This is a genomic window from Leptospira koniambonensis (assembly GCF_004769555.1).
Classification (GTDB): Bacteria; Spirochaetota; Leptospiria; order Leptospirales; family Leptospiraceae; genus Leptospira_B; species Leptospira_B koniambonensis.
Map to the genome: position 1 here is coordinate 374,580 of NZ_RQFY01000006.1, position 13,897 is coordinate 388,476.

General features: G+C 39.2%; 11 protein-coding genes and 1 pseudogene. 5 read left to right on the forward strand and 7 right to left on the reverse strand.

Annotated elements, in window-relative coordinates:
- Positions 1-9: 9 nt before the first annotated feature.
- Together EHQ52_RS15200 and EHQ52_RS15205 are read right to left on the reverse strand one after the other, a co-directional pair.
- Positions 10-1,554: a hypothetical protein gene (locus tag EHQ52_RS15200; protein WP_135616024.1), complete on the reverse strand. Its 1,545-nt coding sequence runs from the start codon at positions 1,552-1,554 to the stop codon at positions 10-12.
- Between the two features lie 249 nt (positions 1,555-1,803).
- Positions 1,804-4,338, reverse strand: a complete 2,535-nt coding sequence (locus tag EHQ52_RS15205) for a Crp/Fnr family transcriptional regulator (RefSeq protein ID WP_135616025.1) — start codon at positions 4,336-4,338, stop codon at positions 1,804-1,806.
- Positions 4,339-4,512: 174 nt separating this feature from the next.
- Here EHQ52_RS15205 and EHQ52_RS15210 point away from each other — a divergent pair, with 174 nt between their 5' ends.
- Entirely contained in the window at positions 4,513-5,649 is a 1,137-nt protein-coding gene (locus EHQ52_RS15210) for a DUF1343 domain-containing protein (protein ID WP_135616026.1), read from the forward strand.
- 36 nt (positions 5,650-5,685) lie between these two features.
- Here EHQ52_RS15210 and EHQ52_RS15215 read toward each other — a convergent pair whose 3' ends face one another.
- A complete protein-coding gene (locus EHQ52_RS15215; protein ID WP_100709420.1) occupies positions 5,686-5,922 on the reverse strand; it encodes a hypothetical protein in 237 nt (78 codons plus the stop codon).
- A gap of 6 nt (positions 5,923-5,928) precedes the next feature.
- Positions 5,929-6,522: a hypothetical protein gene (locus EHQ52_RS15220; protein ID WP_135616027.1), complete on the reverse strand. Its 594-nt coding sequence runs from the start codon at positions 6,520-6,522 to the stop codon at positions 5,929-5,931.
- A gap of 169 nt (positions 6,523-6,691) precedes the next feature.
- On the opposite strand from EHQ52_RS15220, the gene EHQ52_RS15225 reads away from it, so the two are divergent.
- Complete coding sequence (locus EHQ52_RS15225; protein ID WP_135616028.1) at positions 6,692-7,321, forward strand: CDGSH iron-sulfur domain-containing protein; 630 nt, start codon at positions 6,692-6,694, stop codon at positions 7,319-7,321.
- Between the two features lies 1 nt (position 7,322).
- Here the strand turns inward: EHQ52_RS15225 and EHQ52_RS15230 are convergent, their stop codons facing one another.
- The 3 genes from EHQ52_RS15230 to EHQ52_RS15240 form a co-directional block, all read right to left on the reverse strand.
- Positions 7,323-8,264: a hypothetical protein gene (locus EHQ52_RS15230; RefSeq protein ID WP_135616029.1), complete on the reverse strand. Its 942-nt coding sequence runs from the start codon at positions 8,262-8,264 to the stop codon at positions 7,323-7,325.
- Between the two features lie 243 nt (positions 8,265-8,507).
- Positions 8,508-9,980: a bifunctional ADP-dependent NAD(P)H-hydrate dehydratase/NAD(P)H-hydrate epimerase gene (locus EHQ52_RS15235; RefSeq protein ID WP_135616030.1), complete on the reverse strand. Its 1,473-nt coding sequence runs from the start codon at positions 9,978-9,980 to the stop codon at positions 8,508-8,510.
- 1 nt (position 9,981) lies between these two features.
- Positions 9,982-11,109, reverse strand: coding sequence for an LIC_12708 family protein (locus EHQ52_RS15240; RefSeq protein ID WP_135616031.1), 1,128 nt, complete (start codon positions 11,107-11,109; stop codon positions 9,982-9,984).
- Between the two features lie 315 nt (positions 11,110-11,424).
- On the opposite strand from EHQ52_RS15240, the gene rimP reads away from it, so the two are divergent.
- From rimP to EHQ52_RS15255, 3 genes and pseudogenes are all read left to right on the forward strand, one after another.
- Complete coding sequence (gene rimP, locus EHQ52_RS15245) at positions 11,425-11,850, forward strand: ribosome maturation factor RimP (RefSeq protein ID WP_244244922.1); 426 nt, start codon at positions 11,425-11,427, stop codon at positions 11,848-11,850.
- A 2-nt stretch (positions 11,851-11,852) separates the two neighbouring features.
- Positions 11,853-13,223, forward strand: coding sequence for a transcription termination factor NusA (gene nusA / locus EHQ52_RS15250; protein WP_135616033.1), 1,371 nt, complete (start codon positions 11,853-11,855; stop codon positions 13,221-13,223).
- 68 nt (positions 13,224-13,291) lie between these two features.
- Positions 13,292-13,897: pseudogene (locus tag EHQ52_RS15255) on the forward strand (translation initiation factor IF-2); the annotation flags it as partial.

Sequence of the window (13,897 nt, forward strand, 5' to 3'; positions counted from 1 at the left end):
AATTTGTATCTAAGGTTTATGGAAAAATCCTGATCTGTAATGACTGATAAACCAATCTGCAAATTTTTGGCTGGCTTTTACTGACGAAGAATACGTCAGATGGTGAGGATCCATAAACTGTTGCTTGCGATCAAATAGATCACTCGCATCTAAAAATCCATACTTTGTTTCTGATATCTTTTCTAAAAATTTTACGTATCCGAAATACCATGGGCTATTTGAATAAACTAATTTTTCCTGAGGATTTTCAGGAGAATTAATAAGTAAAACCGGAATATTCCTTTCTGATAGATAACGGATCCCTTCGTTTAGATATTTCATTTGAGACCAAGAAACGAAGGATTTCTGTTTAGAAAGTAAAACTTTAGCGTTCTTGATCTTTTTGAATCTGTTCAAAACATTTTCTTCATCTTTCTCTCTGTAAATTCGTAGATCATAATCTTTATCATATTGGTCAGAAGACATAGATTCTAATCTAGAATCATCTAAGCCTGGTATCCGAATATAAGATATATTTTCTCTAAACTTTGACCTGCAGAAGTTTTGAGAGAGACGAATGCCGTAAGTTTCTTTTGTTCCAAAGATTCTGGGATCCACTTCCGAAGAAGATGTTGGTTTGTCTGATTTGAATTTGAGTTTTAGTGTTTCTAATTTTTCGGAAAAGGTTAAGCCTAGATAATACCAACCCTTTTTCTTGTAAGTTTTATCGAATAAGAGTTCTTCTTTGGGAGATGTTTTGAATATTTTCAGATTTGTTTCAGGGTTTTGGATAAATATACTATCTTTCCATTTGTTTCCTGAAATTTCACAATCTATCTCAAATTCAGGTTTTGCCCAACCTCTAAGATAAATTCCTTCTTTTGGGATAACTCCTGTATAATAATGATAAGAACGCCCCCATCTAAAACGATGCATATACCATGCCATCATCGGATCATAAAAGAAACTTCTGTATCGAACTCCATAAGAGATCAATTTAGATACAAATGATTCCAGCTGGAATTTATCTAAGTCGTAGATTTCTTTCCAATGATCTTCTAAAAAAAGATCTGGATATAATAATCTGTTCTGGTGTCTGATCCTTACTGATTCTTCGAAAAATCCTTTTTCATCGTATTCAATTCCTTTAGTAGTTTCTTTAAGAAATTCTAATTGGAAGTCTGCAGGATTGATCAGATAAACGACTACCTTTGGTTTTTTAGATACAATGTCTTCCTTATAATAATAGAAGTCGGAAGGAGTGAGAGAGGGATGGGAATAGAATTCTGTTCTGATCTTCTTCGCATCTGGGACAGTTTGGTTTACCTTATTTGAAAATACGTTGGGTAATATTGAATATAGAGCGATACTACTTCCTAAAAGTAGAATTCCATTCTCTTTTTCGGAAAAGCGGATCTCTTTTCTTTTTCTTAAAAAATTATACCAAGGAGAAGTATCCCATTCCATCTCATTCGGAACTGAAAAGAGTAAACTTTGGAATAAGAAACGATCTATAAATAAAAAGATAAGAGAGCAAGATACAAAGACTAATAAGACTTTAATTTTTCGACTCATTCGATTTTCCAATTCGTTGTCCAAATTGAAAAATTGTATTGGATCGTCTATTCCAGACTTAATTCCAATTATGAAATAGAAACTTTGGATTGTTGATGAATCGTAATATAATTATATGAAATCGTAATTAGGTATATAGAGTTTAAACGCGACAGGGATGCGAAGGGTGTTAATCACGAAGTGACGAGGGCGAATGCCCGAGCCCGTAGCAGCTCGGTCCTCGCAAAGCGAGGAGTCGCCCAGCAATTATTATACTCGATAGAATTCCATATTCTCCCGAAGCTGATCCGGAAGACTTCCTAACGTGTTTATATATTTTTTGTATCTGTTTTCCAACTCTGTAAATTTACGAGTTCGAATATTAACAAATCTGTTATTGATTTCACCGAAAGCAGGCATTTTGGAAACCTTCTCTCGGATCGTTCTTGCGAAAGGAATATGACGATAGAAAATTCCTCGGACGACTCGGTTTAATCTTTGCACACCTTCTGCTTCGTACTTGATCCAAAGCTGGTAATCGTTTGCAAAAATATCTCTTTCGTTCCGGAAACGTTTAAATTCAGCTGCTAACTTTTCTTTGATCTCTATAGAAAGGTCTTTGTTCTTTTTATAGAACTGAACATAGTCCATATAATCAGCAGTGATGGATGGATTTCCTACGTTATTCCATTCAGGTCCTAAGATTGTTTTACAAAGTTCCCAACGGAACGCTGCAAATGCATCTATCAATAGAGATTTAAGATCTCCTTGCACAAAAATAGGGAGAACGATCCTACCTCTACTTTCTTTAGAACCGGAACCTCTGTGGATAGAAAGTTCCTGCCACATCATGATCTTGCTGCCTATAGAAGGAACAATTACGAAATCAGGAATGATGGCTCTTTGGATAAATTCCTTATTGATCCCCATCTCAGGGTTATTATAGATCACCTCTCTATTGAAGACTGAGAAGTCCACTGCCATGATATCGTGGATGGTATCAGTGAGCATTTTTTTGGTAACATATGCCTTACCAAGAGGGATCTGAGAATGGTATTTGGTTAAGATCGGAAGATAAGTCGCCAAGGAACCTGTAGTGAGTCGAACGTTTGCCTCATACATCGCACCAAATTCGAACTTTAATCTTGCTTCCGGATTATCTATATCTGGAGGAAGATCGGATTCTTTTTTGAAAACTGCGTTTCGGTTGTCCATCTTGACCTTGTCAAAGAAGTTCTGACCGAGCTCGTCGAGAGAAGTAGGGCATTCTCTTTTATAAATTTTTTCCAACCATTCTGTTCCATAATGAATTGGAATATCAGAAACGGAAGTGATCGCGTCCTTGAATGTGGACATGAACACTAACTGAGAATCGTCCAACATTGTTTCATCAAAGAAACCGTATTTCAGCATTAGGTCTACTGGTTTAGGGACATTCTTATTTGAGTTAACGTATTTTTGGAAGCAGGCAGCGTAAATGTCGAAGTAGGTTTTTGTAATGGATCTTCTTAATTTACGAGTATCGTTATCTGAATCTAATGGGTTCTTTAATGATTTGAGTTTTACCATCATAGCGGAAAACTCTTTGATTGGGTCCCCACCCATGCCGGAAAATTGGATGATCGTAGATGCAGAATTCGCCAATTCTTTTCGAATTGCTGTCGCGTCTGCGGAACCATCCACAGAAATTCCGCTTCCATTCGATGCAGCTTTTGCTGTAGGATTAGAAGCTTCGAATTTTTTAGCAAGACCTGCTGTCTTTTCCAAAAACGGTTTAATATTGGGAGAAGGGCCTGGGATCGCTGATCCAAAAATTGCTTGATGTCCCGCGAGTGCTCTTTCTATCTTTTGAGAAACCACTTGTAAGATAGGAACCACGAACTCTGGAGGTGCAGTCGCGTATCCGTTTGCCGCCATGTCCAGGATCAGGAAGTATTTTTCAGTAAGACTTTCTACGCCGCCTAATAGAAGAGAGAAGTTTTCATCTAATTCTTCTAATATACTTTTTGCGTTTTCCGTAATATTGTTCTGAACTCTTCCGAGTTTGTCGCAGACATAGGAAACCATACTTGGATCAGGAGCGAATAATTGAGCGAGAAGATTTGGATCTGCTAAGATTACCTTACGAACAAAATTGAATTCTCCATCTTGGAATTCTATTTCTTCTGGGTAATATTTAACCAAAAGTTGAGAATGATCTTCTTCTACGTAATTTGCGGTCGGTCTTTCCGGAAGGATCCCGCCGTTATCGAAATAATGTTTTAAATTCTCACGAGCCAGTCGTAAGACTGGATCCACGATTTCTGAACTTGGATCTGCAATTGGTTGCCCAGGTTTGATATCCGGAAAAACACTTGGATTGAATTGATAATACAGAAGAGAAAGATTATCGTTTGTCTTTCCCATATCAGAAGCGATCTTTCTGAGTTGGTTTACTTTTTTGAAAGATTCAGTAATTTCTCTTAAAAGAGAACGACCCACCATAATCCCTAAAGAACTTCTGGCCGCGAGAGAACGACCCACAGTAGACGGGGACATAACATAAGTGGAGAGCACACAGTCTTGTTCTGCGACAATCGTAAAAGGATAACGGCCGCTGCCGAAAAGTGCGGATGCGCCAGGAGTTAAATTAGCTCCTGAAATTTTGAATAACTCCAATTTTCTGCCACCGGGAGCTTCTACTAAATAGCGTAAGGCTCCGCTATGTAATACGTTGAGAGAATTTGCGGCGCTTCCTTCCGGAAATAAAACCGTCCCGGCTTTGATTGTTACTTTTTGATTTGGTACGCTTGTATCTAATGCCATACGATCGCTGTTGGGGCAAATTAAGAAGAAAACTATCCTTCCCTAAGAATGGAAACTCTTTTTTAAAGGATTCTCTAAAAAGGGCCTTGTGGGTAAGGCAAAAGATTTCCAAAGCTAAGCTGCCTATAGTCCTGCTTGACTCCTGCAGTTTCCGGGAAATAACCTCTTTAGAAAATGAAAAAAAGTAAAATCCTCTCCAACGCAAAATCCATCGGAATGCTTACCAATCAGAGCGCATACGGTTGGAAAGGTGACTATCATTTCCGAACCATCCAAAAAGAATACGGACTTAAAAAACTATTTTTGCCTGAACATGGACTTTTTGCAGAGCTACAAGACCAGGTCTCAGGAAGCGGACTTATCTACGATTTGGGAGAAACTCAAGTTCTGAATTTATATGGAGACAACGAAGAAAGTCTCGCTCCCGCGGAAGATATTCTATCCGACCTGGACACTCTGGTTATAGACATCAGAGATGTAGGCGCTCGTTATTATACATTCTTGACTACCGCTTTATATGCGATGCAAGCCGCGGATCGATTAGCCAAAAAAGGAAAACCAAGACCTCGCATATTAGTATCCAATGCAAAAAATCCAGCAGGCTCTAAGTTAGAAGGATCTCCCTTAGAAAAAAAGTTTTCATCATTCGTTGGGGTAGAAGGTACACTGCACCGACATGGCCTCTCTGCAGCGGGACTTTTAGAATATTATAAAGACAAATTTAATTTGGATCTGGAGCTTTATAGATTGGATCTATATCCAAAAAAGAGCTCTGAATTTTTGTGGGTCCCGCCTTCTCCTAATATTCCTGCTCAAACAACATGTTACGTATATGCCGGACTTTGTCTTTTAGAAGGAACAAATCTTTCAGAAGGAAGAGGAACTACTCGACCATTCGAAACATTCGGTGCGCCATATATCAATGATCTGGACAAATCTCTTCTGGAAAAATTACAAGAGAAACAGAAAGGAATTTTTAGACTCAGGCCGTTAAAGTTTATTCCAACCTTTCATAAATATGCAGGAAAAGTTTGTGGAGGTTATCAAATCTTATTAGATAAACCTAAAAAATTCCATAGCTTATTATTCGGATTATTGCTTATTCGCACATTGAGAGAATTTTATCCGGACAAGTTTGAATTCCTACAAGGACCTTATGAATTCAGATCAGATCTTCCTGCGATCCAACTTTTGGTGGGAGATCAATTTCTTCTGGATTATCTGGATGGAAAAAGATCCTACACAGAAATCGAAGATTATCTGGAAGATACGGAAAAGAAATGGAAGAAGGTTATGAAAAATTATAACTGAAAGAATGCCTTTGTAGGAATTCCAACACGATATTTATCAAAGTGGAAGTCTGGAAAACTCAGCCTTTAGTTTCTGCAAATCGCCCAAAAGATCATTCGGTGCTGGGCGAATATTTTTCGCTAATTGTAGAGCATTTTCAATCAGATCTAAGATCAGTTTTTTCTCAGTTATAGCCCTGATCTTAGGCATATGACTCCAATCCTTTTTGAATAAGGAAGCTTTTTCGTCTACGATTGCGACTATCTTGTTTAATGCTTGGATCTCTTCGTTCATAATATCTCAAAAATTAGGAATTTCTAAAGAAATGTTTTCGTCTTTTCTTAGAATTTCAGCATGAAATGATCTTTTTTTTCCGCCTTGGAAAACATTGGTAATATTATTTAAAATTGATTTTTCCTGAGTTTTACATTCAGGAGGAAGATTCGAAAGAAGTTTTGAAGAAATTTCATACCTGAAAAAATTTGTACTTCCTGGTTCTAAATTTTTAGAAGCCAGAGTCCAAGAATCCTCCAAACAATTTAGATCTCCACTTTTTATAAAAACTTTGATCTTATCTTCTACATTTGGAAAAGACAAATTTTCGTTTCCTTTATTTTTCAAAAAAAGAAAGAAGATCGGAAAATCCTTAGAATTTTCTTTGCTGGAAGAAAGGCGATAGCTCACTAAATGAGAGGAAATTTCCTTGGACTCAGTCTGACCTGAAAAGGCGAGAGGATTCAAAAGTTTAGCCACTACAGAGAAGATAAACAGTAATAGTATAACATCAAAAAACAGGATCAATTTGGAACGGTTATTTGATTTGCCTGAGTCCTTGCTCTTACGGAGGAAATCCTGGAATTCTTCCGGAGAGCGGGAATGGTAACCTTTACTCATTATAGATTTTCCTAGGCCCTTTTTCCATACATTACTTTCTCTTAGAAAAGATTGCAAGCATTCCACTGTAAATGGATTGATCGAATTTTTTGATCCAAGTATGTTCCTAAATCATTTGGTTGCATTGATTTTAAAAATCGTGCATACTTTAAGGCCCGAGGCAAATAACATGGAAATCGTAAAAGGAAAAGATGCCACCATTCTTTTCGATGGCAAGAAGTGTATTCATTCCAGAAATTGTGTGTTGAGTAGACCAGATGTATTCGTTCCGAATGTAGAAGGAGAATGGATCTATCCTGACAAAGCAAGTGTAGAAGAAATTAAATCTTTGGCTTTGAATTGTCCTTCTGGTGCGATCCGCTTTGAATCGAATGATCCTTCTTTTAAAGAAAAAGCTCCTCCTGTAAATGTTTTGAGAGTGAGAGAGAATGGGCCTCTTGCGATCCATGCGGATATTGAGTTAGAAGGTGAAGAAAAACAATATAGGCTTACACTTTGTAGATGTGGAGCTTCTACACATAAACCGTTTTGTGATGCGACCCATGTAAGTATTGGATTTACCGCAACCGGAGAACCGCAGGTCCAAGAATCTAAGGCTTTGCCTGTTCGAAATGGAATTCTAAATATTGATCCTACTAAAAACGGTCCATTGAAGGTGAGTGGAAATTTAGAAATTTGTTCTGGGACAGGAAAGGTAACAAATAGAACCACCGAAACTTACCTCTGTCGTTGTGGTGGTTCTTCTAATAAACCCTATTGTGATGGAACTCATCGCAAGATCAAATTTAAGACTGAGTAACTTATTCAGCAAATCTATCGTTTAAGGTAGCACATAAATGGGTCGCTTCCGCATCTGTGCCATATTCACAATAGCCTAGATACATAAAAGGATTCACGCTTAAGCTGGTATCAAAAACGGTCGGATCTTGGTAAGCAGCGCTCACAGTGAGTATATTCCCTGTTTGAGAATTTCTTCTAATTGCGCCGAATGCTCCCGGGTATTTTTGTTTGATCAGAACAAATACTGCTTGGACACAAGGATTTTCCACTCCTCCTCCAACTAACGGACTAAATGCATTACCCATTGCTAATAGATGTGCAGTTAGATCACCGTTTTGGTAAAGCTCAAGATCTGCTACTGTGGAGGCATTAATATGAGCCTGGCTATAAACAGTTGCTTTGACCGGTCCTCCAAAACCTAAAGGTGCATCTATGACGACCCAAGCATCTCCGGCAAACGGATCACCTGCTCCTAAACCATTCGTAAGAAATGTTTGGCTTTCTGTAAGAAAACTAGTAATCGGATAGAATCTAGTATTCGCCATTCTTGCGGTGAATTCGTCCGGTGAGTCCACATCAGGTAATGCGTCCCAATTCTGATCATCTATTGCTTGTATCCAACTGGCGAATAACGCGGATGTTTTTTCGCAGGCCTCTCCAGTTCCTGATCCTACTGCATCCGTGATCGCTTTAGCTCTCACGAAATCTGCTCTTTGTATAGCAGCGTATTCTGCATGAGTGCTTCCTTCTTGGTTCGCTTGGTTACATCCAATACTCGGAACTCCGTTAAGAGTTACTTCGTATCTATTCACATCACTTTTGTAAGTGGCCTCTGCGCAATGATCGCTTAAAGCTTGTGCGACCGCAAATCCCAGATAACCGCTAACATCATTCTTTTTACTTCCTTGGCATGCAAAAAAGAAAAGAAGAAGAGCAAGTGCCATTCTTTTCATCGAGCCCATAAATTTTTCTCCTGGCTTTTGTTGATTCGCCTTGGATCTTATAGCGCTCGTTATAAGAATGAAATCTTTATTCAAATTTCATATAACTATTGTTATGTGGCAATTATTCATATGAGAAGTGGTTTAATGAAGCTTAATTTTATGATATTTTTTCACGAGAAGCCGCAAAGAAGAGAATGAAGGTTTGCAAAAACTAAAACAAATATCTTCTTATCTTAGCGACTTGGCGAGAGAATCTTTCTGCTAAAAATTATAAGATTCGATCAATGTTCTGATCTTCTTTCGAATTCTACCTGCTGTAGGATATCCTTTACATAATTCTGCACAATAAAGAAGAACACTTTGAGAAAGTCTGACTGATTCTATTATATTTTCTCCTCTGGATAAGAAGAATGTTAGAATTCCTACAAGTAGATCACCTGTCCCCATTACTGCTAGTTTAGGTTCTTGGAATTCCCAAAAATATGAATTTCCTTCAGGGGTAAATAAAATGGAAACCGGTCCTTTTAAAAGTAAGTATGTTTGTTTCTCTTTTGCCCAAATATTCGCATCTTCTAATGCGGAATATTGGCTTATATATTTTTTACCAGTGATTGAAGACCATTCTCCTAAATGAGGAGTGAGAATTGTACGGGGGCCTATATATTTTTCATCTAAATACTTGAGTGCACCTGCATCAAAGATCAGAGTTGTTTCTTTAGAAAATGTTAGAGAAGGAAGATCGCTGGTAACAAGTCCGGGTCCGACACATACAACACTTGCCTTTTTCAAAAAAGGATAATCAGCAGATTTTTTAGAAGTTTCCAATTGGGAAATCATGAAAGAAGGATCTTTTTTCAGAACTTTCGCGAGTGTGTTTGCGGAAGGAGTGAGTATTTGTGAAATTCCTCCACCTAATTCTTGGAACGCAAGTGCAGAAGATAGAATTGCACCAGACATTCCTTCTGATCCACCCACGAATACTGCAGAACCGTTTTTGTATTTATGTGAATCTTTTTCTCTGGTAAGTTTGGAAATTAATTCTTCTTTATTTGCTCTTGGTAAAAGATATTTAGAAGTTTTGGATTCTTGGCGCAAAAATCCAATTGGATGAAATGATTTTCTGTCTTTAGATATGGGATAGAATACATTCTTGATCTTTGGAGATCCAATTTCTGCCAAAATATCTGTAGAGAATGGTATCTTTTCGTCAGGGGAATAGCCTGAAACTGCATCAATGCTCAGAACCAATAAAGAATTTTTTAGTCTTTCTTTGGTTGTATGGATCTCTGTAACAGCCTTTGAAATTTCTCCAGATAATGGATTTTTAAATCCAGTTCCTAAAAGAGAATCTACCAACACTTCTCCTGGATTTATAAGATCGCTCTTAAATTTTTCCAAAGGTAAATTTAGGATCTTTAGTTCTTCTGTTAGATTTTTATAATATTTTGTTTCTTCGGAAAAATTTCCTTCTTTGGAATATATCTCCACCTGCGTACCTTCCGCCCTTAAAAATTGGGCTAAGGCATATCCATCGCCTCCGTTATTTCCGGAACCGCAGAGTATGATTACTTTTTTTGCAGATTTGAAAATATCTTCCCAGGTTTTGAAGATAGAAAGTGCAGCGAATCCCATGAGTAAGGTCCCCGAAATTTTTCTATCTCGGATGGTTTGCTCGTCTAGGGTTTTTGCTTCTTCTTCGCTAAATAAAACCTGGAAATTAGGAGCTTGGCTCATTTTATTTCCATTTATGGATCTCTAAATAGCCGGATCTGATCTTCATGGAATAGATTTCATCATTTGTATCCATCCAAGTTTCTCTCCAAAGTCCGCGAGGAGGAGGGTAGTTGAGCCGGATATTATTCACATGATTTCCATCTTCGTCGTGAACCTGTAGTCTGATTGAATTCCCTTCTTCTACTTCCGTTTCCCAGATGAAAAAGTTATCATTGTTTAGGACCCAATATATTGTTTCAGAAGGATCTTGGATCTCTTTGATCGGAGTGATCCTTTTATCTTTAAGTTCGTATTTTAAGATCTTTCTATTTTTAAATCTTCCGGATTTGGTTTCGTAAAAACTAAAGGATCCGAGCACATATTCTCCATCTGGATGAGAGATGAAAGAATCCACATACCAAGTGTAGGCTTCTCCCTGGTTCAAAGAATCTTTGAAGTCGGAACCTTCTACCTTTTGTTTTAATTTTCCGGACTCGTCAAAAATGCTAAGTCTCATCACTCCATTTTGTCTATGGAAAACGAATAATAGATCGTTGTTCCCCGCTTCCATTCTTTCTACATAACCGAATGGAATGGAACCTCCCACACCATCGGCGTAGATTGTTTGGGAAAGTTTTCCGGAATCATTTATTTTTAAGATCACAGAAGGAACTGCTTCTTCTGCTTCCGTACGAAATTCTCCGGATTTTTTTGTATAAATGTTTTCAGCTACTTTGTCTGACTTAGCATCTTCTCTGGAAATTCTGGACTGAACAAATATATCATCTCCGTCCGAGACGGTAACGAGTCCTATTCTTCCTAATTTAATATTATAAGTTTTGACTTTGTCCTGTTTTTCTTTGGAGTTTCCGATCACAAACTTAAGATCTCCGTCAGAGTTGAATGCTTTGATCAATGATTGTTCAAAGTCAGGAACGTAAATCACTCCGGAAGCAACTGCAACTTGGTTTGGAACATTTGTAGGAACCCGATTGACTATACTAACTTGTAATTCTTTTAAATCTTTTCCTAATTTAACTCTTCCGTATAAATAGGGATTATAATCATCTACTCGGAATTTAGAACAAGCGCCTATCGCCAATATAAAACATAAGAAAAAAGGAAGGTATTTTTGGTTTGCCCGGGACATTTCGTTACCATCCTTCTTTTTAGTATATGAAAACAAGCAATTTCGCTCGTATCAAGAGGATGGCTCGGAACTGAGCGTATTTTTTACTTTACACTAGGGGTAGCCAAAAATATTTTGAATAGGTATCGGGAACCACCCAATGAATGTATGGGAAAACCTAAAAATTTCGGAGATAATCCGTTTTTGTAGGTTGTTTTTTCCTCTTTTTTGAGGCAAAACGAAGCGGTTCAGAGACTCTCTGTAAGGCCGGCATTGACAGTCAGTAAAGAAGTTATCGAAACGATCTTAGATCGAATCCTTCTCACTCCCGTCAAGCTGTATGCACTCATGGTTAGCCAAAGGCCAAACCATACGCTGATCGAGGTAGAGTTGGATCACCTCGAACACCCGTACGGTTCCGTCAGCCTTCTGGAATGTGAGCAAGTTTCCAGAAAACTGAATGAAGAGTTGGAGCAGATCTCAGCCGATCTGAACTATACTCTCAAGGTTTCTTCCGCTGGTGCGGAAAGAAAACTGGTGATTCCCGAGGATCTGGATAGATTCCGTGGAATACCGGTCCGACTCGTCTATAAGTTAGAAGGTTCGGGCGATAAAGAAGGAATCTTTAAGATTCTGGATAGGAAAGAAGACAAGATCTTTTTAGAACTGTTTTCCAAAAGGAAAACAAAAGGTTCTAAAAAAAAGGAAGTCATTCTGGAATTGAAGGATATACTGAAAGGAAATTTGTACGTAAGTATTTGATTATGGCAGTTAAGAAAAAAGAAGTCGAAGTCAATCTGTTGGAAGCGATCCAACAATTTTGTGCCGACAAGTCCCTAGACAGGGAAGCCGTGATGGGAGTCATTCGTGACTCTTTGATTACCGCGTACAAAAAGAAGTCGGGCATCGAAACTCTTGAAGAAGAGGAAAGTCCGATCAAGGTAGAATTTGCTTCCTCCGGAGAGGGAGAAAACGTAGTTATAATTGTATCCCGCAAAGTTGTGGAGTCTGCACCTGCAAACGGTTTGGAAATTTCCTTAGAAGACGCTAAGGCAGTTTATCCTAACGCAACTGAGGGAGAAGTCCTGGATTTTAGAGAAAAGCCGATGGAGCTTTCCAGGATTATTTCATCTCAAGCAAAACAAATGGTATTCCAACGTTTGAGAGATATGGAAAAAGAACTTCTGTATCAGGAATACAAAGCAAAAGAAGGCGAACTGACTCACGGATATTTCCAACGTTGGAAAAAAGACGCTATGTCCATTGATCTTGGTAAGGTCGAGGGAGTTATGCCTAAGCGTGAGCAAAACCCTGGTGAAAAATATCATAGCGGGGATCGTCTAAAAGCAATCATACAAAAAGTTGAACTTCGTCCAAGAGAACCGATCCCAGTAATCACTCTCTCTAGAGCATCTGCTGACTTTGTTCGTAAACTTTTCGAAATGGAAATCCCAGAGATCTACGATGGACTCGTAGAGATCGTAAACGTGGCTCGTCAACCTTCCATTCGTACTAAAGTAGTGGTTTATGCTACCAGAGGAGATATTGATCCTGTGGGAGCCTGCGTTGGTATGAAAGGGGTTCGTATCCAGTCCATCGTTAGGGAATTAGGAAACGAAAGAATAGATATCGTTCAATACTCTTCGGACCCGACAGAGTTTATCGCAAACGCGATCTCTCCGGCAAAACCTTACGATGTAAAGGCGGATTCCGTAGGTAGAGAAGCAATGGTAATCGTTCCAGAGGAACAATTATCTCTTGCAATCGGAATTAACGGTTCCAATGTAAAGTTGGCTTCACAGTTAACCGGATTTAGGATCGATATCAAAACAATAGCCCAGTATAACGAAGAGTTCTCTTCTCCGGAAGCAAGAGAGAGATTGGATAAACTATTCAGTCCTCCTGCACCAGTTGCCGAAGAAGACGAAGACGATGGAGCAACAGCTCTAGAAGATTTACCTGGACTTTCTACCCGCTTGATTGGCCTATTAAGGAGCGCAGGGATCAATAACGTCGAGACATTGATCGAGATCAGCCAGGACGACTTGGCAAAACTCTCCGGCATAGGACAGACTACTGCCGCACAAATTCTTAGGATATTGGCGGAATCAGTAGAGTGGGTGGAGGAGAGCTAATCTCTCAATTTGAGAGGTTGGGCTTAGGACCCGTTTTCAGTACATCGCGTACTTGACCAGGACATTATATGGAAGAAAAGAATAAATCAATCAAGGAAAAGCTCCAGGGCTCTGCTTCTGCTGACGCAAGCAAGAAGAAGAAGCTGGTTATCAAAAAGAAGCCGGACGAAAAAACGCCTTCTACTTCTGCAAAGAAAGAGGCCCCTACAGATCCAGCTCCAAGTAAACCGGCTGCTGCAGCTTCTTCCTCTCCAAGCACTCCTAAAAGTTCTACTCCTCCTAAAAAAGAACCTCTCTTTCCGGAACCAAGCACTCGCCAAGAGCCTCCGGTTCCAAGATCTGCTCCTCCTGAACATATTTTGGGAGAAGGTAGACCTCCATTCCAGAGAGAAGACAATAATATTATAGTATCTCGTCCTAATCAAAGACCGACTTACTCCAACCAAAACAGGGAAGGAGGAGAGTCCGGTGGCGGCAATTACCGCGGAAATCGTTCTGATGGAAATCAAGGCGGCGGATACCAAAACCGTGAAGGCGGCGGTGGTGGATATCGCGGAGGCCAGGGTGGCCAAGGCGGCGGATACCAAAACCGTGAAGGTGGCGGTGGTGGATATCGCGGAGGCCAGGGTGGTCAAGGCGGAGGATACCAAAACCGTGAAGGTGGCGGTGGTGGA

Excerpts from the sequence above, each read along its gene's own strand:
- EHQ52_RS15200 (WP_135616024.1), bottom strand. The coding sequence starts at position 1,554 with ATGAGTCGAAAAATTAAAGTCTTATTAGTCTTTGTATCTTGCTCTCTT.
- EHQ52_RS15230 (WP_135616029.1), bottom strand. The coding sequence starts at position 8,264 with ATGGGCTCGATGAAAAGAATGGCACTTGCTCTTCTTCTTTTCTTTTTT.
- EHQ52_RS15220 (WP_135616027.1), bottom strand. The coding sequence starts at position 6,522 with ATGAGTAAAGGTTACCATTCCCGCTCTCCGGAAGAATTCCAGGATTTC.
- EHQ52_RS15235 (WP_135616030.1), bottom strand. The coding sequence starts at position 9,980 with ATGAGCCAAGCTCCTAATTTCCAGGTTTTATTTAGCGAAGAAGAAGCA.
- EHQ52_RS15225 (WP_135616028.1), top strand. The coding sequence starts at position 6,692 with ATGGAAATCGTAAAAGGAAAAGATGCCACCATTCTTTTCGATGGCAAG.
- EHQ52_RS15210 (WP_135616026.1), top strand. The coding sequence starts at position 4,513 with ATGAAAAAAAGTAAAATCCTCTCCAACGCAAAATCCATCGGAATGCTT.
- nusA (WP_135616033.1), top strand. The coding sequence starts at position 11,853 with ATGGCAGTTAAGAAAAAAGAAGTCGAAGTCAATCTGTTGGAAGCGATC.
- EHQ52_RS15205 (WP_135616025.1), bottom strand. The coding sequence starts at position 4,338 with ATGGCATTAGATACAAGCGTACCAAATCAAAAAGTAACAATCAAAGCC.
- EHQ52_RS15240 (WP_135616031.1), bottom strand. The coding sequence starts at position 11,109 with ATGTCCCGGGCAAACCAAAAATACCTTCCTTTTTTCTTATGTTTTATA.
- EHQ52_RS15215 (WP_100709420.1), bottom strand. The coding sequence starts at position 5,922 with ATGAACGAAGAGATCCAAGCATTAAACAAGATAGTCGCAATCGTAGAC.